This window comes from Rothia endophytica, from assembly GCF_928381505.1.
GTDB lineage: Bacteria > Actinomycetota > Actinomycetes > Actinomycetales > Micrococcaceae > Rothia > Rothia endophytica_A.
This window is the reverse complement of sequence record NZ_CAKMSJ010000007.1, coordinates 103572-125635: the sequence shown is the minus strand read 5'-3', so window position 1 is coordinate 125635 and position 22064 is coordinate 103572. Positions and strand designations below refer to the sequence as shown.

The 22064-nt window shown below is 58.2% G+C and carries 16 protein-coding genes and 2 pseudogenes; 8 read left to right on the top strand and 10 right to left on the bottom strand.

Features of this window, described 5'->3' with window-relative positions; genetic code table 11:
* Window positions 1-132, top strand: a pseudogene (locus L6990_RS09300) (IS481 family transposase); the annotation flags it as partial.
* On the opposite strand, the pseudogene L6990_RS09295 reads toward L6990_RS09300, so the two are convergent.
* The 5 genes and pseudogenes from L6990_RS09295 to L6990_RS09275 all read right to left on the bottom strand — a co-directional run.
* Window positions 121-1602: pseudogene (locus tag L6990_RS09295) on the bottom strand (APC family permease); the annotation flags it as partial. The pseudogenes L6990_RS09300 and L6990_RS09295 overlap by 12 nt on opposite strands.
* Before the next feature lie 145 nt (window positions 1603-1747).
* Window positions 1748-3211: a cryptochrome/photolyase family protein gene (locus L6990_RS09290; protein WP_237203839.1), complete on the bottom strand. Its 1464-nt coding sequence runs from the start codon at window positions 3209-3211 to the stop codon at window positions 1748-1750.
* Window positions 3212-3222: 11 nt separating this feature from the next.
* Window positions 3223-4386, bottom strand: coding sequence for an NAD(P)/FAD-dependent oxidoreductase (locus L6990_RS09285; RefSeq protein ID WP_237203838.1), 1164 nt, complete (start codon window positions 4384-4386; stop codon window positions 3223-3225).
* A 236-nt stretch (window positions 4387-4622) separates the two neighbouring features.
* Window positions 4623-5519, bottom strand: coding sequence for a universal stress protein (locus L6990_RS09280; RefSeq protein ID WP_237203837.1), 897 nt, complete (start codon window positions 5517-5519; stop codon window positions 4623-4625).
* 172 nt (window positions 5520-5691) lie between these two features.
* Window positions 5692-7116 (bottom strand): flavin monoamine oxidase family protein, encoded by a 1425-nt coding sequence (locus tag L6990_RS09275; RefSeq protein WP_237203836.1) that lies wholly within the window; start codon window positions 7114-7116, stop codon window positions 5692-5694.
* A 140-nt stretch (window positions 7117-7256) separates the two neighbouring features.
* Between L6990_RS09275 and L6990_RS09270 the strand changes: the two genes are divergently transcribed.
* The 3 genes from L6990_RS09270 (at window position 7257) to L6990_RS09260 (ending at window position 9193) form a co-directional block, all read left to right on the top strand.
* Window positions 7257-7946, top strand: coding sequence for a TetR/AcrR family transcriptional regulator (locus L6990_RS09270; protein WP_237203835.1), 690 nt, complete (start codon window positions 7257-7259; stop codon window positions 7944-7946).
* Window positions 7947-8118: 172 nt separating this feature from the next.
* Complete coding sequence (locus tag L6990_RS09265; RefSeq protein ID WP_237203834.1) at window positions 8119-8448, top strand: PadR family transcriptional regulator; 330 nt, start codon at window positions 8119-8121, stop codon at window positions 8446-8448.
* A gap of 10 nt (window positions 8449-8458) precedes the next feature.
* Window positions 8459-9193 carry a hypothetical protein gene (locus L6990_RS09260; RefSeq protein ID WP_237203833.1) on the top strand — a complete coding sequence of 245 codons (735 nt, stop codon included), beginning with the start codon at window positions 8459-8461 and terminating at the stop codon, window positions 9191-9193.
* Between the two features lie 90 nt (window positions 9194-9283).
* Here the strand turns inward: L6990_RS09260 and L6990_RS09255 are convergent, their stop codons facing one another.
* The gene (locus L6990_RS09255; RefSeq protein WP_237203832.1) at window positions 9284-10060 is read right to left on the bottom strand and encodes a MerR family transcriptional regulator; all 777 of its coding nucleotides are present in this window, start codon (window positions 10058-10060) and stop codon (window positions 9284-9286) included.
* 178 nt (window positions 10061-10238) lie between these two features.
* On the opposite strand from L6990_RS09255, the gene L6990_RS09250 reads away from it, so the two are divergent.
* Together L6990_RS09250 and L6990_RS09245 are read left to right on the top strand one after the other, a co-directional pair.
* Window positions 10239-10886, top strand: coding sequence for an arsenic metallochaperone ArsD family protein (locus L6990_RS09250; RefSeq protein ID WP_237203831.1), 648 nt, complete (start codon window positions 10239-10241; stop codon window positions 10884-10886).
* Window positions 10887-10941: 55 nt separating this feature from the next.
* Window positions 10942-11403, top strand: coding sequence for a GyrI-like domain-containing protein (locus L6990_RS09245; protein WP_237203830.1), 462 nt, complete (start codon window positions 10942-10944; stop codon window positions 11401-11403).
* Between the two features lie 114 nt (window positions 11404-11517).
* Here the strand turns inward: L6990_RS09245 and L6990_RS09240 are convergent, their stop codons facing one another.
* The 3 genes from L6990_RS09240 to L6990_RS09230 form a co-directional block, all read right to left on the bottom strand.
* Window positions 11518-12720, bottom strand: a complete 1203-nt coding sequence (locus L6990_RS09240) for a type II toxin-antitoxin system HipA family toxin (RefSeq protein WP_237203829.1) — start codon at window positions 12718-12720, stop codon at window positions 11518-11520.
* The gene (locus L6990_RS09235; protein ID WP_272879280.1) at window positions 12717-12908 is read right to left on the bottom strand and encodes a helix-turn-helix transcriptional regulator; all 192 of its coding nucleotides are present in this window, start codon (window positions 12906-12908) and stop codon (window positions 12717-12719) included. The genes L6990_RS09240 and L6990_RS09235 overlap by 4 nt, the downstream gene beginning before the upstream one ends.
* Window positions 12909-13192: 284 nt before the next feature.
* Window positions 13193-13633, bottom strand: coding sequence for a DUF2177 family protein (locus L6990_RS09230; protein ID WP_237203827.1), 441 nt, complete (start codon window positions 13631-13633; stop codon window positions 13193-13195).
* A gap of 244 nt (window positions 13634-13877) precedes the next feature.
* Between L6990_RS09230 and L6990_RS09225 the strand changes: the two genes are divergently transcribed.
* On the top strand, window positions 13878-14333 hold the full coding sequence (locus L6990_RS09225; RefSeq protein WP_237203826.1) for a GNAT family N-acetyltransferase: 456 nt from the start codon (window positions 13878-13880) through the stop codon (window positions 14331-14333).
* A 116-nt stretch (window positions 14334-14449) separates the two neighbouring features.
* Here the strand turns inward: L6990_RS09225 and L6990_RS09220 are convergent, their stop codons facing one another.
* Complete coding sequence (locus L6990_RS09220) at window positions 14450-19345, bottom strand: NAD-glutamate dehydrogenase (RefSeq protein WP_237203825.1); 4896 nt, start codon at window positions 19343-19345, stop codon at window positions 14450-14452.
* 385 nt (window positions 19346-19730) lie between these two features.
* Here L6990_RS09220 and L6990_RS09215 point away from each other — a divergent pair, with 385 nt between their 5' ends.
* The gene (locus tag L6990_RS09215; protein WP_237203824.1) at window positions 19731-22001 is read left to right on the top strand and encodes an NAD-glutamate dehydrogenase domain-containing protein; all 2271 of its coding nucleotides are present in this window, start codon (window positions 19731-19733) and stop codon (window positions 21999-22001) included.
* Window positions 22002-22064 lie beyond the last annotated feature (63 nt).

Genomic DNA, 22064 nt, shown 5'->3' with positions numbered 1-22064 from the left:
TACGGTTCAGAGGCCGAACGACGCCTGGCGCTGCCCGGCTGGCTCCACTTCTACAACCACCACCGACACCACTCTGCGATTGGCGGCGTACCCTTCGACCGACTCAACAACGTCCCTGGACATCACAACTAGAGACAGAATGAAGACCAGCCCCACACCACCAATTTCTGAGCCTGAACCATAGGCAGGGTCCATGGAGTCAAAGAACGTCTGTGCGAAGAAGACAACCAGAATCAGACCGCCCAGCAGGGGGAAGATGAACTTATTAAAGAGAGCCTTCACCCCCGATGATAGGGAGGTTTTGCGGAAGTACCAGACGCAGGCGAAAGCGGTGATGCCGTAGTAGAGGCAGACCATGAGGCTGAGGGCTGAAATGGTATCCCAGAGCACCGAGGTGGAAATAAAGCGCATGACTACATAGAAGACGGTAGCAATCAGACAAGAGACGATGGTGGCGTAGCTGGGTGCCTGATACTTAGGGGAAAGGCTAGCGAATTTGGGGCTCAGCGCCTTGTAGTAGCCCATAGCCAGCAGGGTTCGTGCCGGGGACACTGCGGTGGACTGCAGGGAAGCCAGGGCAGCCACGAGCACCGCGAAGGACATAAGAATGCCAAAGGCACCCAGGACCGGTCCAGAGAGAGCAGCGAAGATATTTTCCTGGTTTTCAGGGTTCCCCAGGCCCAAACCGGTTTCACCAGTACCAGCAAAGGCCAGGGTGGATACCGACAGGAAAAGGTAGAGCACCACAATAGTCAGGATGGTACCGACAGCGGCGTGCCCACTGGTGGTGTGCTTACCTTCTGTTTCCTCGTTCATGGTCAGCACGGCGTCCCACCCCCAGTAGAGGAAGAAGACCAGGGACATACCCGCTGCCAGGGTTGAGAAGGAATCGATACCAAAAGGGTTGAACCATTCAAGGCTAAAGCTGAGGTTGGCGAAGCCGGTGCCGGTGCTTGCCTTGTAGAAAGCAACGGCAGAGAAAACGGCGAGGACGGCCAGCTGGAAGATGATGAAGACGGTTTGGATTTTCTGGGTGGCGTCCAGACCGCGGTAGGTGATGTAGCAACCGAAAGCCATGAAGGCGATGAAGGTGGCGATATTGATGAGGTTGTTGCCAGCAAGGTCAGCGACGCCCGGGTTAGAGAGGACCTGCGAGAGGGCCAGGTAAAAGAAGTCTACGGCGATACCCGCTAGGTTGGAGAGCACCAGGATGGTGGCGACCAGCAGGGCCCAGCCACCCATCCAGCCGGCGTAGGGGCCGAAAGCTTTGGTGGTCCAGGTGAAGGTGGTCCCGGCGTCGGGCATGGCGGCGTTGAGCTCGCGATAGCCGATGGCAACCAGCAGCATAGGAATGAAGCCGATGAGGAACATGGCTGGCATGTAGAGGCCAGCTTCTGCGGCGACGGGCCCTAACGCACCGGAGAGTGAGTACGCGGGGGCTACCACCGAGATACCGATAATCATGGAGCTGAAGAGGGTGACCTTACCCGAAGAGAGACCCTTTTTGTTAGCTGCCCCGGTGTCTACTGCGCCGTGGGGGTTGGTTGATGCGGTCACCGGGGCGCTGCCCGCTGGTACCGGGCTCTGAGGGGTCTGAGACATCGCCCTTCCTTTCACTACCACCGTTGGCAGATGAGACTAAAAGTCAACTAAACGAATGTTGTTCGTTTAGTTAGCCAGATTACAACCTCGTATACGATTTGTGAAGTCTCGTGGCGTTTTTTCTTAGGATGAAAGAGCGGAGCGTCTATTTCCAGTCACTATAGGCAGCTAAAGCCTCCTGGCGAGAAAGCTTAAGATCGACCAAGGGAGACGGGTAATCTGGCGCTAGCACCCCATACCCTTGCTCGGCGCCTCGATGGATTTCTACAGCACTAAGGTGGGCCAGCTCAGGTACCCAGCGCTTGATATACCGAGCTTCTTCATCGAATTTCTTTCCCTGCGTTACGGGATTAAAGATTCTGAAATAGGGTGCGGCGTCCGCCCCTGACCCTGCGACCCACTGCCAATTAGCCGGGTTTGAGGCAAGATCAGCATCCACGAGAGTATCCCAGAACCATTTTTCTCCCAGCTTCCAATCCAGCAGCAGGTTCTTGGTGAGATAAGAAGCAACCACCATACGTACCCGATTGTGCATATAGCCGGTTTCCCAGAGTTCGCGCATTCCCGCGTCCACCAGGGGGACGCCAGTAAGCCCCCGGCACCAGGCGTGGAACAGTTCTTTATTTTCTGGGTTATCAGCCTTGCCCCAAGGAAAGTGTGACCACTCAGCACGGAACTCTTTTTCGTGCAGCTCAGGGTGGTGAAAGGCCAGGTGCCAGCAAAACTCCCGCCAGCCTACTTCGGTTGCAAACCGAGTGGCATCAGTGGTCATCACCGAGATTGAACGCCCCACACGATATAAAACGGTCGCGGGGCTTATTTCACCAAACCGTAGATGGGGTGAAAGAAAGCTGGTGGAGGGAGCGGCAGGAAAATCCCTTTCTCTGGCATATCCTTCAAGATTCCCGTCCACAAACTCATTGCAGGCAGCTAATGCTCCCTTCTCACCGGGTGTCCAGCGTTGTTTCATCCCTCCAGACCAGTCTGGGCGGGTAGGCAGAAGATCCAACTCTTCGAGGGAAAGGAGGGCGGCGCATTGCTTCCTGACCTCCTGAGATAGGGCCGCAGGATTCTGCGTAAGAGGTTCAGGGGCGCCATAGGGTTCCCTAAAGCCCTGAGCCGATATGGCCTTCCAGAAAGGAGTAAAGACCTTATAAAAATCACCGGACGCCGGCGAAACCTCCCACGGTTCATGCAGGAGATGGCCGGCATAGCTATGCGCTTCTATACCTTGACTTTTAGCCCAGGTTTTGAGGGCGGCGTCGGCCGAGCGCTCAGGCGGGGTGTAGCGGCGGCTCCAGTGGAGATGGGTGACACCCAGTGGGGCGCTCAAGCTGGCAACGCTAGCCGTTCCCTGACCTCGGGCGAAGAAGAGGGGGATCCCCAGGTTTTCCAGTGATTCTTGTAATTCCACTAGAGAGTGATGTAGCCACCAGCGACTTGCCCCGCCCAGCGGGCGTATCCCTTCCGTCTCCTCATCAAGGACGTAGAGGGCAAGCACTGTCGTATCTGGGTGGCGGTGCGCTAGATCGGTTGCAGCACGTAGGGCACGGTGATCGCGAGTTCTTAGATCTTCACGGAAAAGAAGCAGATGCACAGAGGTAGTCATATCGTCACTCTTTACTGAGAACTTGATAGTGATGCAGCCTGACGTCCGGACGCTAGAGCCCCTTGGATGGATGCTTGATTGAAGTCACCGGCGACCGCCAGCTTCCCGGTAGGAGACCAGGCTGAGCGATTCTTCATGATGGGAAGGGCAGGAGAGACGCGGTGGCAGGTGAGCAAACGCCACTTATCACCTTCGCATCCAAACATTCGCTGAACACGCTGGGCGACCACCTCAGCTTCCAGGTCTGAAGAACCCACAACGCTGGCCTGTATGAGGTGTTGCCCTGCCGGTGCGTAGGATGGGCACACGTTGGACACGACAGCGGCATGGTTAATGAGAGGGCTGTCTGAGCAGTCAAGGTGCAAGTAAGTAGATGCGGTTGGGCGCTGGTCTGCCGCGAACCACCAGGTTGTCAGGTCCCCCGTAGCTGGCACCTCAGAATCGAGAAGATAAGCACTCTCCAGCGGGCCACCTGCAATAATTACCCGATCAGCATACAACTCTTTTCCATCAGAACAGCGCAGGAGTACCTGTTGATCCTCCTCGATAATTTCAACGATTTCTGTTGAATAGCGGATGGTGACCCCGTCAAGATCAGCCATCTGGTAGGCAATAGCCTCCATCCCCTGAGCGGGAAGGGAGGGTGAGCCTTTGAGGAAGTAATAGATGAGTTTCCGGCCAAATTCTGGGGTGCATTCCAGGGATGAATCAGCGGTCACCGCGGCGAGGAAGGTGCGAGCAGCTCGTTCAAGGGAGGCGCTGAAACCGGCCCGCTCAAGAGCCTGGTCGAAGGTTGTTGATTCGCGGTCTTTCAGCAGGGAGTAGACCGCACGGGCGTCGGTTACAGAACACTCACGCAGCAGCGAGGGCAAAGCCAGCGGGTGACGGGTGGGGTCGCTGAGCGTGAACTGCCTGTCATCTTCGCAGATCACTGCACCGCGACTGAAAGCATGTAGGTCAAGGGCAGGAAGGTTAAGAGATTTCTTAGCCTCGGGGTACTGAGGGTTAAGGAGCTGAAAGCCGACATCGCAGGTAAAACCATCGATGTGATCAGTGGCAATTCTGCCGCCGGGCTTAGAGTTTTTCTCAAGAACGGTGACGCTCTGACCAGATTGAGCGAGATAACGAGCGGAGTTTAGGCCTGCTATTCCAGCCCCTACGATAACGGTGTGCATTGATGGCACCTTCCTGTAGCTCAGTAATTCTTTACAGCTTACGTGAGACAACCCTCCTTTTTAACGTTCAGAGTAAGGCGAGAAGGTGCACCTACTGGGTGACAGGGCCCAGAGCACCAGAGAGGGAGCATGCAGGGGCTACCACGGAGAGACCGATCATCATGGAGCTGAAGAGGGTCAGCCTACCCGAAAAGAGAAAGTGCGGGGCCTAGCCGCAATAGCGCGCGGCCGCTAAATTATTTGCCCACCACCGGGATTGAGCCTGTCCACGGCTGCTGAGATGAGCCGCGGCGTCCGGGTGAGTAGTCACGCGGCACCACAACCAGCGGAATGGGCAGGTGAGTAAGAATCTTGGCAGTGTTGGAGCTCAAGAAGAGTTCACCGCGCTGACTCAGCTTAGAAGAACCCGCCATGAGCACGGACTGAGGTGACCAGTGAACCGACTGCACGGCATCCGGCACAGTTGCCCCGTGCCCCACAGTAACGCTGAGTAGCTCAGGCTTTTCAAGGGCGACCGAGGACTGCTTAATGAGCTCTCGCACTCCTGCCTCAGCCTCACTGGCGGCAGCCTCAGAGTCGGCACCCTCAATGAGGGAAACCAGCCGCACTTTCAGGCCGGTGCGGTTGGCAGTCGCTATCGCCTCTTCCACCAAAGAGATTGAGTCAATTTCGGGTGAAACGGCGCAGTCAATCTGCTCGATGTCAGTGTCGGAGGCGAAGTTTCGCGGCGCCAAGATGACGGGGGTGCGGGATCGGTGCAGCAGGGCATTACCGGCAGCCCCGATGGAGTGGAAGAGCCAGCCGCCGGTTCTTGCGCCGCCCACGACGATTGCACCGGCGTCGGTGGCTTCGGCAAACTCCATCAGACCGGCGGCGGTTGACTCTGCCTGACGCAGGTGAAAGCGTGCCGTGAGGTCGGTAGGCACCAGGTACTGGGCATCTTCGAGCCAGCCTACCGCCTGCTCACGCAGGATACTGCCAAAGTTGCTGCGTGGGGCAGCGAGGTGCGGGTTCTCGTTGTTGAGCACGTAGACCACATCGAGTTGCGCCCCCAGGGAGCGTGCGAGCACGACGCCCAGGTTAAGGGCATCCCGGCCGCGGTCGGTGGGTGAGTAGCCAACAACGTAACGCATACGGTGGGCTCCTTCCAATTATTAAGACTCACTCAAGAGAAGTTTCGAACTTGCCGTTGGAGGTGGCAGGCACCCTGCCCGTTAGCTGGCTCGGGGCTGGCGTTTAAGGGTGCTAACGGGCAGGGTGCCTGCGGCCTCTGGCATTATCTACTTTGAATGAGCTTAGGAGTATTTACAGTTTTTCGCTGAGCTGCTTGGCGACCTGCTGGCCCATGCGCACGGCGCCGTCCACATGCTGGTAGCCTTCACCGGCGATGTCAGAGCAGGCCCAGTGGATGGGACCAACAGGGTCATGCTGGTACTGGCCCCAGCGGGAGAGACCGCCCAGGTCATAGGAAGCAGCGTAGGCTCCACGGGTCCATTCTTCAGCTCCCCAGTCGGAGAGGTAGAAGCCCACAGGGTTCTTGGCTTCTTCACCGATGAGCTCAGCCATTGCATCCAGGATAGCGGTTTTACGTTCTTCTTCTGAGAGGGTGAACATGAGGTCAGCCTTCTCATCCGAGACGAAGCCGACCAGGGTGCCGCGGGCTTCTTCTTGGCCGGTAGCGGGGTCGTAGTTGGTGTTGTCGTAGATTTCCTGCACCAGGTTTTCGCAGGCAAAGCAGGTGCCTGAAAGCCCACGGTCACGCCAGAAGGGGCGGTCATAGACAGCGTGTACCTTGATGACCAGGCCCAGGGACTGGTGCTGGTGCATCTGATGCTGGCGGCGGTCCAGGGAGGGCACGAAGGAGACGCGGGAGTAGAGGTTGGGTGGTACTGCCATGATGGCGTACTTGGCGCGAACCTTCACGCCGCCCTCGGGGTTGGCTACGCCGTCCTCGCTGAAGTCCTCTGCTTCTGCCAGCACGGGGTATTCGCCTTCTTCTTGCCAGCGTAGTACGCGCGCGGGGTGGCCGAGCACGATGTTATCGTCACCAATCTTTTCTGCCAGCCTCAGGGAGACTTTCTGCATGCCGCCGAGTACGCGCTTGTCCAGAATGAAGTCTTCGTCGACCAGGTGAGAGAAGGAACCGGCAGATGAGGACATCAACAGAGCCTGGAGTAGCGAGAAGGCGTGCTCAGGCTTGGTGAGCATAGCGCCAGCAATGAAGAGAGAGATGTTATTGCGGGCTTCGTCATTATCAGTCTGGATTTTGAGCCATTCGCGGAAGCTGATGGCGTCGTATTCTTTGGCGCGGGGGTGTTCCCAGGGGGCGGCGGGGTCTACTTCTGCGGTGAGTTTGTCCATGAGTTCGATGAGGCGCTGCATTTCTGCTGTGGTGGCTTCATCGACGGGGAAGGTATCGCCGTTATACTGGATGACTTCGCCGGCGAGGTTCTTGTAGATAGAGTCACCTTCGCGGTAGCGGTCGAAGGTGGTGAGGCCGAGTTCTTTGACAAGGGCTGCGAGTTCGGTCTGGTCGGGGGAGATCCACTGGCCGCCGATTTCGATGAAGGCGCCGTCGATGTCGCCGTTCCAGGTGCGGCCACCTACGCGGTGGCGGGCTTCGAGGACGGCAACGGAGTGGCCTGCCTGCTGGAGGCGGTAGGCGGCGGTGAGGCCGGCGGGGCCTGCGCCAATAATGACGACGTCGCGGGTGATTTCCTGAGGAGCCATGGGGAGCCTTTCCTTGGGTGGTTCGACACTGAACCGATGATAAACGAATATCGTTCGTTTTAGGGTATCTCACATCACTATAAATGTGAAGTGTTGGGTCATAGCAAGGCGAAATAATTTTTTCTTATACGGTGGTAAGCATGACCGGCACCAGAATAACCAAAAACCGCACCGCAGGTAGGCCCACCGCGTCCCTTATCACGACCAAAAAGATCACTCTGGCCGCACAGGAATTACTGGCCAAAAATGGTGACTTCACCATGTCTCAACTAGCCAAGAAGCTGGGGGTCGCCCCGTCCTCACTCTACAACCACGTAGCTTCGCGCGATGAAGTGCTAGCAGGCCTGTCAGACCACATCGCTCAGGGTATTAGCACCCGCGAATTGCAGGACGCCGCCACGCGCGTGCGCACAGGTGACCTAACGGCGAGCGCAGCGCGGAATCTCTGGGTAGAAGCGACCGCAAGTTGGGCCCGCTCCTATCGCACCGCCTACTCCCTCTCTCCAGCCCTGGTAGCAACCCTGGCAGTCACCCCGGTACGCAGCGCCCCGGGCACCCTGGGCATGTATGAACAGGTCACCAGTGCCTTTGTTGCCTTTGGTCTCAGCCCGCGAGATGCCCTGCTAACGGTAGAGGCACTCGAAGCTTTCTTACTGGGTTCAGCCACAGACGTTCATGCCCCCATCGATATCTTTGATCCGGGGCAGCGCGCAAGCAGTCACCCCACCATGGCAGAGGGGTTTGCAGACCTGGGCAGCACCCCGCAGGATGAGGCTTTTGAACTGGGGTTGGCAGCCCTGCTAACCGGACTGAGCACCAGGCTCCCCTAGTCGCCGCCACGCCCCACCCCTCCCTAACTGGCCTACTCCCGTCGTTTTGACCTGATGATGTTAGGCCAAAACGACGACACCAGGCCACTCAGTTCGCACCCCCTGCTTTGAGGCGGGTAAAAAAATCTTCAACTATATAGACAAACACACTAGTTAGTGTAACTATATAGATATGACCACAACACCCTACCCCGCAGACTGGCTCCGAGGCCTCCTCACCACCTGCGTCCTCAAAATCCTAGAGAAGGGCCCCACCTACGGCTACGCCATCATCACCCAACTGGCAGAAGCCGGGCTGGGTGATATCAAGGGCGGCACCCTCTACCCCCTGCTCAACCGCCTCGAAGACCGCGGCTTGGTTGAGGTGCAATGGCGCGAAGGGGACGGCGGGCCTGGCCGCAAATACTTCCTCCTGACAGACGCCGGCACCCAAGAGCTTGCCACCCTCACCGCCACCTGGCAGACCTTCTCCACCACCGTCACCACCCACCTGACCCACTAAGGAAATAGCCATGAAAACTCCATTGGACACCTTTAGCAACACCCACAAGAGCTGGGTGGAGCCCTTCATCATGGAACTACGCCTAGCCAACGTACCCGGCACCGCTATTGGCGACGCCCTTGAAACCGTCCACGCTCACTGCGCCGACAGCGGGGAGACCCCGCACGAGGCCTTCGGTGACCCCAAAGAATATGCACGTTCCCTGGGTCTGGCGGGCAAGCCCGATACCACCTTGCTGCCGGTCATCATTACATCAGCAGTAAGCCTTGCCGCCTTTTTCATCTTCTCTGCCGCTTTCAAGGCGTGGGCACGCTCCGAGGCTTTCGCAATCAACGACATCTCACTGGTGGCAATGGCTGGTGCACTGGTAGCAACCCTGGCAGCAATTTTCACCCTGCGCTGGTGGGCAGAAAAGCCGCTGCTCTTCAGCATTTTTGCGGTCGCTGTTGCTGGCTTTGGCATTCTGGGTGGTTTTGCTGCCAACATGAACCGTCCCATGCTACTAAGCCTGCCCAGTCTGGGCGTTGTGGTCACGGCGGCAGTAGTACTGGTGGGAACCGCAATCATCGCTACCCTCCGCGAGCTCCGCTCCACCAACGCTGATCCGTTGGTTAGCCCCCTCGAAAGCTCACAGGCTATCCGGGGCAAGGCGCAACGGGGCCGACGAGCCATGCTGGTTGCGGTCTGGATGCTCCCCATAACTGCCCTACTGGACGCCGCCTTCACCCTCGTCGTACTGCACTAGGCTCGTCCGCTCACAGAGACAAAAACCCCTGCCGTGCATACCCTAGGGTGGTGCACGGCAGGGGTTTGTCCTTTGGTCTTTTGCCGTAGGCTACTGCCAGACGGGGGTATCTATATCCACTCCGTGGATGACAGCATTAGCGTTGATGGCTGCGCTGATCCAGGCAGCTAGGCCGGTGGCGCGCTGGTCGTAGTGGGCGGTAAAGCGGGGGTCGCTCACATAGGTCATACCAATGAGAACCTGCTGGTTGTAGGAGCAGTCAAAGTAGTCCTGCATGAGGCTAAGATGCTCTTCGGCCAGCTTGTTGGCCTCGTCAGACCCGGGGGTAACCCTTTCTACGAGTGCCCTGGCACAGGCCTGCTCAAAGGCGTCCATGCGGTCAGAAACCCGCGTCCAGTCTTGGTCGGTGAAGCCGGCAACCCGCTGGGCTGACTGCTGGTAGGCATCAGTGCTGCCGTAGGCAGCTTCTGCCTCGTCGCGGTACTGGGCGTGGCTTGCTTTGGCGCGGTCCGCCGCGCTCATGGGTTGTTTCATGGTGTTAACCTCAATCATGGTCTGCACCGAGTCCAGCACGGACTGTAGGTGCTCCTGTTTTTCTTGCAGAAGGTCCCGCTGGCTGATGAGCTCTTCAATGGGCGCGGTACCGCTGACTAGAATTTGCTGAATTTTTTCCAGCGGAAATTCGAGCGCGCGGTAGACAAGAATCGTGTGAAGCCTGTCGATATCGTCCGCTGAGTAGAGCCGGTAGCCGCTAGCCGAGCGCTGGCTGGGGGTCAGCAGCCCAATACTTTCGTAGTGGTGTAGCGTACGGACGCTCACCCCTACGAGCCGGGCGACTTCACCTACGGTCAAAAAATCTGGGTGCATGTTTTCCTCCTGATAGTTACCAGGCTAGGTACTCACGCGGCGTGAGGGTCAAGCGCTATCCCCTACCAATATTTACTCTAGATCTAAGAGAGCTACCTTCACCTACCCTGAACACCTGAGAAACCGGCGGTGCACTGTAGTCTGGTGGGGTAGGTTTTATCTTCTTTAAGGAGCGCTCGTGGCAAAAATTAGTGACACTATCGGCTCAACACCGCTTGAGGTATTTGTGCCTGCTGCCGGTGATAATCCTGCTGACCCGCAGGATGTCGCCCGTGATGCTTTCTTTGAGCAGGCGCAGGAGCTTCTGGACGCCGGGCTAGACATCGCAGTTTATTCCACCGATTCTTACCCTTCAGCGTTTACTGATTGCCCGCAGGTTGCCGACCAGATTGCCATGAACGGGTGGGAAGTTCTACCCATTGTGTTGGTAGAAGGCCAGGTCAAGGTGTCCTTTAAGTACCCCTCGGTAGAACAGATGCGGCGCTTTTCCCACTTTGCAGAGGTTAAGCAGCCTAAGGTATCAGCGGCAGCAGCCGCTTGTGGCCCTGTAGGTGAGGGCGCGGATGCCCCCACTCTGCCCACCCAGGAACCTGCTGGTTTTGCCGCCGTCCTAGCTGGTGTCACCGAGAAACCGGCAGGCGGGCCAGATATCGGTCACCGCCTTAACCTCATGGGTGGCGATTTTGGCGATGGTATCCCTAGCGACGGTTCATCTGTAGCGGTCAAGGGCGATGCCCAGTCATCCGTCTCTATCACCCAGGCCATGATGGGCGTAGGGAACGGTGACGGTTGCTGTGGTGGCTCCTGCGGGTGCGGTTCTAAGTAGTTTTTAGGCCCTGCCTGCGGGCAGGTTAAGTTTTTATTTTCCCAAGGGGGTTGTCATGATTGGTGCACGCGTAGAGCACAAGGATGAGTTTTTTATTGCGGGTTTCCGTGAGACCGTGCAGCGGGGTGCTGGCATGGGTGAGCTGTGGAAGAAGCTGACCGACCACGCTACGGCGCGCGGGGTCACTATGCCCGAGGTGCATTCCATGGGAGTCATTGTGGGCATGAATGCCAGCGGCCAGTTCGATTACATGGCGGGTATCCTGGTAGAGAACCTTGAGACCGCCCAGGCTCTGGGGCTCAATGCTCTCAAGGTGGACGGCGGGGAGTTCGCTGTCACCAACGTTGAAGGCCCGGTGCCCGTGAGCACCATGGCGGGCGTGGATCACCTGATGGGCACCTTCCTCCCTAAGGCTGGTTTCAAGCCTAATGGCCCGGTGTTTGAGGCCTACGGCCCCGGTGACCCCTCCGCTGAGGACTACCAGATGCAGGTTTGGGTGCCGGTCAAGGCCGCCTAGCACACAGCATTTCGCACTCGCATGGGTAACCCCTCACCAGCATGGTCTAATCCCCCTGCTCGTGAGCGGTTACCCATGTTACTGACAAAAAGGACGCCGGTGGGCAGAGTGCTACTACCCCTGCATGAGTGACTGGCGCCGGTTTTTTAGGACTTTCACGAGGGCCTTACGGCGGCTTGAGTCGAAGGGTAGCTCAGCTGCTTGCTCAACCAGACCCTCAGTGTCAGCCAGAGTATTGCGGATGAGGCGGGTTGTTGCTGACACTCTCACTCCTAGCTGCTCACCAAATTCAATGAAAATTCGTGCTGATAGTCCGCGCTCTTTTCCCAGAATTTTTAGTGCCATTGACTGATCCCCATAGGGCGCAGTTGAAGGCACATCGTAGACCGGCGACAGCCTGGTTTTACCCTCGGCAGTAATGACCGAAAGGTTTTTGGCATGCAAGTCCCCGTTACCGGTCAACCAGGCATAGAGAAACTGTCGCAGTAGTTCTTGGGCTGCAAGAACGGGTTGCTGAACAAGGCCGGTAATTGCGCGGGAGACCTCAAGAGCACTCACATCGTATTTATCTGCCGGGTAGAGGTTCAGCAGCTGGCAGGCGTCCTCAACCGCATATCGAGCAATTTTTCCGTCAGGGCTGATGCCGCGGTCAAAACGCTTAACCAGCAGACCAGAAACACCGTCACAGTCATACACCAACTGTGATTTAACCACTCCGTTACGTCCTTGAAGTCCCTCCGCTCCCTTGAGAAAGAAGGCTTCGTTTTCAACCAACAGTGGGTATTCAGGCGGAGTGAGCTTGAGTAAGTAGAGGTCATTACCCTGACGCAGGGGGAAGGTTAGCATCTTGCCTGAGACCTTCTCTTGGACTCCTGGCAGGGATGCCGGGTCCCGGTAAACCTGGTCAGAGAGTAGCTCTTTGAAGCTGATGTGTTTGAAGTTATCCGGGTCAATGTCCCGAGCTTCAAGGTCTTTATCTGGGGGTAGGGTGCCACCATGTTTAATAACCCGCACATCCCCCACGGTGTCTGAGCCAACCGCTAGGAGCAAGGAAAGCTCATCGTCTCGGGAAACTTTAAGGCTGGACCGCAGGGTGGTAAGACGACGACCTTCCGGCAGTAGACCGGTAAAGAAAGGAGGGAGTGCCCCTGCTTGATAACTGAGCGGAGCTTCACTCAGCGGGAGGGTGGACGCTAGTGGCGGGTTGCTCTCGCTTAGGTAGCTGGTTGCATAACGGAATTCTGTGGTGTGCTGGGTCCTGTAGAAATGGCCCGCCAGCCGGTCTTGCTTATAGATATCTGCAAGGGGCTGGTTCATGCTTCTACCAGTTTCAGTTCTAGACCCAGCACTTCTGCGATATCCAGGGCCTTCTGCAGAGAAATGCTCAGTTTGCCGCGCTCAAAGTCGCGCAGGGTTCGCTCAGATACCCCGCTGAGAGCCGCCAGTTCCTCTTGCGGCATCCGCAGCTCCTTGCGCTTTTCTTTGATCTTTTGACCTAGCCCCATACCAACCCCACTCCCGGCAGTATTCTGCCGATTAGCCTTATTTTGCCCCTATCTTAGTCTTATAACCCCAATATCGGCAATACTTTGCCGGTTTTTCGGTCCATTATAGACAGCATTTCGCATTCGCATGGGTAACCCCTCCCCAGCAGGGGTATTAGCCCATGGTGGAGGGTTACCCATGCTGCTGACAAAAAGGACGCCGGCAGCTAGCTACACAAGCTGCCCACCGGCGTCCTTTCATGCCAGGGGTTAGCTGACGGCGCGCGGTGTTTTCTATGGTGCGCTTATGCGCCTTCAGACTTTTTGGCACGTGATATTTCCGTGGCTTTGCCCGCAACAAGAGCAACCGTGCCGGTCAGCACCCCACCCCAGACGGTATCAACCAGGGCGATGCTTAAGGGGAAGCGATCAAGCACAGCAGCATTGGTGAGGCCGAAGGTTCCCCAGGCGATAACACCCAGTACCGCGCCGTCGCGCAGGCGGTCAAGGTGGGTGCGGGTTTCGTCGCCGGGGCGAACGACTAAGTAGGTGGTCCCTGCCAGGTGCACGGTGTAGAAGAGAGCGGCGGGTAGTACGTTGACGCTATCTGCCATGAGGTGGGGGATTTTGCTCTCGTAGATTTTAAGGGCTGCGCCGCCAATCCAGGCGGCGTCCATAACTCCTGCGGTAACAGCGCCGGCGCCGAGGGCTTTAAGCCACTGTGAGGTGAGTTTTTTGCGTGACATGGGAACCTTCCTTCTTGGGGGGCAGTGAACTGGTTCGTAAGGGTCTGCGAGAGCATCTCGCAGGCCTAGTTAAGGTTGACTATACGACTGCCTGGCACAGAGTATGAGTTCGCCTCGAAAATTCTTACCGGCAAACACTGAGTGGTTTAGACTCAAGCTGTGACTGCATAATTCCGGCACCGTCTAGTGCCTTTAGGTTGAAAACATCGTGGCGCTTTTACGCGCCCAAAACTAAGGAAAATTTATGCAGTTCACCCTTACAAACCACGCCTGCCCCGATACAGTTGCCCGTATTCTTGAGACCGTTCCGGGGTGGTTTGGTCGCCCCGAATCAAACCGTGAATACATTGATGCCGCTAACACTCTCCGCGGTATTTCGGTGATTACTACTCACGGAATCACCGTTGGGGTGCTCCTCATAGAGGAACACTTCCCTCATTCCTGGGAAGTCCATTTGATGGCAGTTGATGCCGCCTTCCATGGGCGCGGCATCGGCACCGCGCTCATGAAAGCCACCGAGGATTTAGCCCGCGAATTAGGGGTTAAGCTCTTACAAGTCAAGACCCTCGGCGCTTCCCATCCAGATACCTACTATGCCAAGACTCGACGATTCTACGAGGGCTACGGATTCATTCCTCTAGAGGAACATGACCTCTGGGGTGAAGATACTCCCTGCCTGGTCCTCGTCAAACCCCTATAGGGCTTGAGCATAGAGGAGGGGAACCTATAGGCTCCCCACCTATCCAAACTGCTGACAAAAAGGACGCCGGCAGGCGGCTCACTGAGCCACCCACCGGCGTCCTTTTATTTCAGGGATTAGCTGACGGCGCCGCGCAGGGTGCGCAGGGCTACCTGCAGTACAGCCAAGCGGGGTCGGCCACCAGCGGCAGGTGCGGTCTGCTTAATTTCCTCCAGCATGGAATCTACGTGGCTGATGCGCACGGGATGGGCGGCGATCCAGCGTTCTAGAGCCTCGTCACCACCCTCTTCACCGGCGACGATTCCCTCGCCGGACTCCTGCAACACATTGAGTGCCAGGGATGCGGCAATCTCGTAGAGATCATCGCGCAGGGAGGACCGGGCCAGGGTCTCCCAGCGGTCATTGCGCGGCAGCTTAGAGATTGTGGTCAGCAGGTGGTCCACCGCGAACCGGTCGTAGACCGAGTAGTAGACACGGGCAACCAGTTTGGCATCTAGCCCGTGAGCTTCTGCGGTGCGGACGACGTCCATAAGAGCAAAGGCCTCAAATTCGCGGATCCAGTTGACCGTCAGCTCCTCGGGCAGACCCCACTCTTCTGCCTGGTTGCGCAGGGCACGCACGCGGGCGCGGGTGTCATCAGCAAAGTAGTTGGGCAGCTCAGGCAGCAGCTCAGCGACCGGGCGGAAGCGTTCAATCATTTCGGCGATGGGGGTGCCCACAACCACTGACCGCTCGGCGGCGAACCAGCGCACCAGACGGTCCAGTACACGCTGCCAGTCGCGGATAACCGACTGCCAGGCGTCCAGTGCAATATTCGCAGGAAGGTCGCGGTGCAACCTTGCGGAGTTGCCAACGTCAAAAGTTTCACGTGAAACGTAGAAGGCACGCGCTACCGCATCGACGCCCACACCGGTTTCTTCAATTGCGCGGAAGACGTGGGTAATACCGGCAAGATCTACAATTTCGTTGGCAACACGGGTGCAGATAATCTGCTTGCGCAGCGGGTGGGTTTCCAGGTGCGCACCGAAACGCTCCACCAGGGCAGGCGGGAAGTAGTCGGTCAGGACGCTGGCAAGGTAGGGATCATCGGCAATGTCGGTGGCCTCTAGCTGCTCGGTTAGGTGAATCTTCACATAGGCTGCCAGCACGGACAGCTCCGGGCCGTTGAGGGTTTCCCCGGTCGCTTCGTAGCGCTCACGGATGACCTCATCGGTGGGCAGGAACTCTACCTCACGGTTAAGCCCGGCATTCTTTTCCAGGTCGTGCATGAGGCGGATGTAGCCCTCAACCCCGGGAATGACGCCGTGACGCTCAGCCTGCAGCAGTACGTTCTGGCGGCGGTTGGTCTGCAACACCTGTGCCCCAACGTCCTCACGCTGGGCCTCAATGAAGCTGGCACGTTCCTCGCTGGACAGCTCACCGTGAGCAACCAGGCGGTCCACCAAAATCTTGATGTTGACCTCGCGGTCAGAGGTTTCCACACCGGCGGAGTTATCAATGGCGTCGGTGTTGATGATGATACCCTTGCGGGCTGCCTCGATACGGCCCAGCTGGGTGAAGCCCAGGTTGCCACCTTCACCCACGATGCGGGCACGCAGGTCTGCACCGTCCACACGGATGGGGTCATTGGCCTTATCGCCTACTTCAGCATGAGTCTCGGTAGACCCCTTGACGTAGGTGCCGATGCCGCCGTTGTAGAGCAGGTCTACGGGCGCCTTGAGGATGGCTGAGAGCAGCTCGGGCGGGGACATTTCGGTAACACCCTCGTCTAGCCCCAGAACTTCACGCACCTGATCTGAAACGGGGATGGACTTGGCGCCACGGGAGTAGACGCCGCCACCTTCTGAGATGAGCTCGGAGTTGTAGTCCTGCCAGGATGAGCGGGGAAGGTTGTAGAGACGCACGCGCTCTTCAAAGGACGCCTCAGCGTTCGGGGCGGGATCCAGGAAGATGTCGCGGTGGTCGAAGGCTGCCACCAGGCGGGTGGAGCGTGAGCGCATGAGGCCGTTACCAAAGACGTCGCCGCTCATGTCGCCAATACCGACGGCAGTGAATTCTTCACTCTGACAGTCGATGCCCAGCTCCGCAAAGTGGCGCTTGACGGATTCCCAGGCGCCGCGGGCGGTGATGCCCATAGCCTTGTGGTCGTAGCCCACTGAACCACCGGAGGCAAAGGCGTCGCCCAGCCAGAAGTCGTATTCGGCGCTGATGGCGTTGGCGGTATCAGAGAAGGAGGCGGTGCCCTTATCGGCTGCTACTACGAGGTAGTAGTCATCTCCGTCGCGGGCGATGACACCTTCGGGGCGCACAACGGTTTCGGTGCCGTCAGCTGCTACCGAGAGATTGTCGGTCACATCGAGTAGAGAGCGGATGAAGACCTTGTAGGACTCACGGCCCTCGTTGATCCAGGCGTCGCGGTCTAGGGCGGGGTTGGGTAGCTGCTTGGGGTAGAAGCCGCCCTTGGCGCCGGTCGGGATAATGACGGCGTTCTTAACCATCTGCGCCTTGACCAGACCCAAGACCTCGGTGCGGAAGTCCTCGCGGCGGTCAGACCAGCGCAGGCCACCGCGGGCTACGGAGCCGAAGCGCAGGTGGACGCCCTCGACCCGGCGGGAGTAGACGAAGATTTCGTAGAGCGGCCGGGGCAGCGGTGCGAAGTCGATCTGCTGGGGTGAGACCTTGAGCGCCAGGGAGTTACGGCCCATGTAGGCGTTGGTGCGCAGGGTGGCTGCCATGACGGTTGCCAGGGAGCGCATGAAGCGGTCAACGTCCAGGGTGGGAATGGCGTCTAGCACCGCTCCCAGCTGAGCCCAGACGTCCTCACGGGCTTGCTCACGGGCGTCCTGGCTATCAAAGTCGGCTGCGGGGTTGAAGCTGACGTCAAAGTAGCGGGCCAGCAGAGCGGTTGCCTCGGGGTAGCCCAACAGGGTGTCAGACATGAACTCGGCGGTGAAGCCGCGGCCCAGCTGCAGCAAGTAGTGGGTGTAGGCGCGGAAGATACGAATCTGCTCCCAGGATAGCTTTTCAGCCAGAATGAGACGGTCCAGGCTATCCGATTCGCGCTTGCCCAGCAAGTAGGCGTTCAGTGCGTCCTCATAGAGGTCAGCTACCTCGCCGGGCACTACCCCCTCGGGCAGGGTAACGCCGAAGTCATAGAGCAGGAAGGAGCGGCCATCGGCGGGAGTGATGTCGTAGGGCTTCTGATCCACCACGACCATGCCCATGTTCTGCATGACCGGCAACAGCTCGGTGAGGGTGTGGGCGTCCGAGAGGTAGGTCTTGAGGCGGGTTTCACCGTCCTCCTCTGCACAACGCACAGCAGCCGGCTTGGTTTCGGTCAGGGACTCAAAAATCGCGATGTCCTCTACCGCGTTCTCTACTTCGTAGTCAGCGCGATAGGTGGCAGGCACAGCTTCTGCCCAATCGGACGCTGCGGCGCGGCCCAACGCTGGCTCCTGCCCCTGCTGGGTGAAGGTGTCTTCAACGGCAGCGGCGGTAGCCTCACCCCAGGAGCGGGTGGCTTCCTGCAGGCGGCGTTCAATAGCGCGAACGTCCACCGTGGGTATCACGTTGGGGTCACTCAGGCGCAGGCGGAAGAAAATACGGGCCAGCGATGAGGTGGAGAGGTATACGTCAAAGTCTAGGCTCTCGATATCTAAAAATTCGTGGAAAACTTTTTCAAGGCGTTGGCGTACCAGGGTGTTGTAGCGGTCGCGGGGTAGAAAGACGGTGGCGGACACGAAACGACCAAAGGCGTCGGGGCGCAGGAAGAGGCGGGTGGTGCGACGCTCTTCCAGGCCCATGATGCCGCGGAAGGTTTCGGTCAGTTCATCAAGGCCAGCATGCAGGAGCTCCAAGCGGGGGTAGTCCTCGATAATGCCAGCCAGGGTTTTATCGGAGTGGGATCCGGGCTGGTAGCCCAGGTGGCGTCGCATAATGGCAATACGTTCACGCACAATGGGAGTTTCAACCGCCGGTAGAGCGTAGGCCTGGCGGGAGAAGAGGCCTAAGATGACGTACTCCCCCACGATGGCACCGGAGCGGTCAAAGTCGCGCACCCCAATGTAATCCAGGTATTCGTGGCGGTGCACTGTGGAGCGAGAGTTAGCCTTGGTGACATAGAGGGGTTTGGGTTCGCGGGCGTTATCTAGCCCTAGTCCTGTGAGCACGGTGGGTTCATTGCCCTCTGTGGCAGCCAGGATGCCCAGGGCGCTACCCTGACGGTCACTAAGCACCAGTTCGCCAGCGCGCCCTGAGAGGTCGCGCTCCTTGACGCCCATGAAGAGGAAGTTGCCGCGAGTCAGCCAGCGTAAAAACTCCTGCACGGATTCCACGCGGGTAGCGGGGTCAGTTTCTGAGTTCAACTCCCCGGTGTAATGCTCGGACCCGCCCAGGGTCACTCCCGAGAGTTCAGTGAGACGGTCAGCGATATCGAGCACGCGGGCGGCCATGGCGTCACTGTCGCGGGCCGCACGGCGCACGTCCACTAATACTGCCTGGATTTCTTCTTCGAGGGTTGAGCCGGCCTCCTCATTGAGACGGCTGGTAAGTTGCACTGCAATCCAGGATTCGATGATGGTTCCGCGCGAGTCGCCCTTGTTCTGGCCGACCAGGGGCATGACGGCGGTATCGCCGCTGGCAACGGGCTGTTCGAAGCCGGTGCCGGCCAGGCTGGTGATCTCGCCCTCCTCATTGCGGGCTACCAGGAAGGTGGGGTGAATCAGACCCGAGATACCGCCCCACTGGGCAGCAATTTGGGCGGTGATGGATGAAACCAGGAAGCTGGTGTCATCAACAACAACCAGCAGGGTGCTACCGGCATCGTTGTTGTGCACGGTGACTAATGCTTCGCCAGGCTGGCGCTTAGCAGCAAGTTCGCGGTGGGTCTGGGCGAGGCTGGTCAGCGCCTCGCGGTTCATACCTTCTAATTCTTCAGCCGAGCTGTGGAGGTAGTAATCGTTAATCCAGCTTTCGGAGCCGGACCACTGGGGTGAACGAGTGTTCGTAAGCAAGGGGTTACCTTTCGCTGTCTTCTAATCACGTCTTTGTGACACTTGGACGCAACAGTGCGTGCCTCATCCTTAATAGTAGACCCCGCTTTAGGTTTGGTGAACTACAACACCACCCAGAAAGAGGGGTTTATCAAGTGCCAGAAAGAGGCTTCCTCCCCCTATGCCCCCACTGTGTTCTGCAACAACAAGCCAACCCCAACCTGTCTAGTTCAAACGGGCGTTCTCCCTGGACAGTGCCTACATTAACCATTCTTGAGCTGGTAATTTTCGCGAGACGCTTCATCTCATATTTTAGAAGAGCGCTTCAACATGGGGTTACTTCTATTTTATGCTGGGATTTCTAGACGTCGCGCGCTATGAACGCGCCATAGAGGAAGGGCCCCTTTTGTCAGCCTCACCCCACGCCGAACTTTCAGAGAAAGTTCTCTACGCTTACTCCCGCTACCTGATTCAACTCGGTGCAGGCTTCCCCCAGGCTGTTACTGACCAGGCAGTTGCCCAGAATCCCGCCCTCGCTGCAAAAATCGTTAATATCTTCGAAACCGGCTTTGACCCAGCCCGCGATGGTGAAGCGGACGCCCGCCGTACCGCCCAGCGCAAGGCTGCTGCCAGCGTCCAGACCGATATTGACGCACTGACCGACGCTGATACCAAGACGTACTTCTCCCGCCTGCTAGAAGCAGTGCTTGCCACCGTGCGCACCAACGCTTACCAGGGCAAGGAGTCTCTGGCTCTCAAAATTAGCACCCGCGATGTTTCCTTCGCTCCCCTCCCCAGGCCCCTGTTTGAAATCTTTGTAGAAGCAGACACTGTTGAGGGTGTGCATCTGCGCTTTGGCAAGGTGGCCCGCGGCGGTCTGCGCTGGTCTGATCGCCCCGAAGACTTCCGCACCGAGGTGCTGGGTCTAGTCAAGGCTCAGGTCACTAAGAACGCGGTTATTATCCCCACCGGCTCAAAGGGCGGTTTCGTGCCCAAGAACCTGCCCGACCGCGATGCCGAGCAGGAGAAGTACAACGAGATGGGCGTTGCCGCCTACCGCCTCTTCATCCAGTCCCTGCTGGATGTCACCGACAACCTAGTGACCGACGGCGAGCACCAGAAGATTGTTCGCCCCGATAACGTGGTGGCTCTGGATGAGAACGACCACTACCTGGTGGTAGCTGCCGATAAGGGCACCGCAACTTTCTCAGATATCGCCAACGAAATTTCGGTCAATAACGGTTTCTGGCTGGGCGACGCCTTTGCCTCCGGCGGGTCTATCGGCTTTGATCACAAGGAAATGGGCATCACCGCCCGCGGCGCCTGGGAATCCGTCAAGCGCCACTTTGCAGCGCACAACCATGACTCACAGAGCGAAGAGTTCACCATGGTGGGCATTGGCGGCATGGCCGGCGATGTCTTCGGTAACGGAGCCCTGCTCTCAGAGCATATCCGCCTTATTGGTGCCTTTGACTCCCGCCATATCTTCCTGGACCCCACCCCGGACGCCGCTACTTCCTTCACTGAGCGCAAGCGCCTCTTTGAGATGCCCCGCGCCTACTGGACTGACTACAACACCGATCTCATTTCAGCCGGTGGTGGCGTCTTCTCCCGTAAAGACAAGGAAATCGCGATCTCAGCTGAGGCACGCGCAGCCCTGGGCCTTGAGGACGACAGCATTGAAACCCTCACCGCTGACGAGCTGATTACTGCCATGCTCAAGGCTCCGGTTGACCTGCTCTACACCGGCGGCACCGGCACCTACGTGCGCGAAACCGGCGAGACCAACAAGGACGCCGGGGACTCCTCCAACGACCACCTACGTATTACCGCACCCGAGCTACGCGTACGCGTCATCTCTGAAGGTGGCAACCTTGGTCTGACCCAGCGCGCCCGTATCGAGGCGGCAGCGGGTGGCATCCTGGTTAACACCGACGCTATCGACAACTCAGCCGGCGTGGAGACCTCTGACCGCGAGGTCAACCTCAAGATTCTGATGAACCTGGCGATTGAAGCAGGCGAGTTCAGCGCCTCTGACCGCCCCGAGTTTATTGCTGCCCAGGTGGAAGAGGTCGGGCACCGTGTGCTGCGCTCTAACCTGGAACAGAACGTACTGCTGCAGGCGGAACGCTGCGGTGTCTTTGGCACCAACGAAATCGCCGGCGAATTCATGGACCACCTGACCGAAACCGTGCACCTGAACCGCGAGGTAGAGCTCCTACCTTCGGACGAGGATCTGGCGGACCGAGTAGAAGCCCACGTCCCGCTAACCAGCCCCGAACTGTCCGTGCTGGTGGCTTACGCCAAGATTGACCTGACCCAGGCCCTGGTAGAAAGCGGCTACGCTAACGAACCAGACCTGGAACTCAGCGACGTGCTTGCCGATTACTTCCCGGTAGCAGCAACCGAGAAGTTCGCTCACCATTTTGATAAGCACCCGCTCCGCAGCGAGATCATCGCTACCCGCGCAGCTAACCGCATGATTAACCACTCCGGCATTAGCTTTGTCTACGAGATGCAGAAGAAGCACGGCGCATCGGTCAACGATGTAGCCCGCGCCTTCCGCGCTGCCCGCCTTGAAATTGGCATCCCCGACATTGGAGATAACGGCGATTTTGAGGCATGGGTAGAGGGGGCACAAGCTCTGCGAGCGCTGATTGATCAGAAGCTGAGCTAGCCTACCTTCGGGCATAAAAGTACCCGCTTCGTCTGCGAGGTACCCACCGTAGTGGGTACTTCT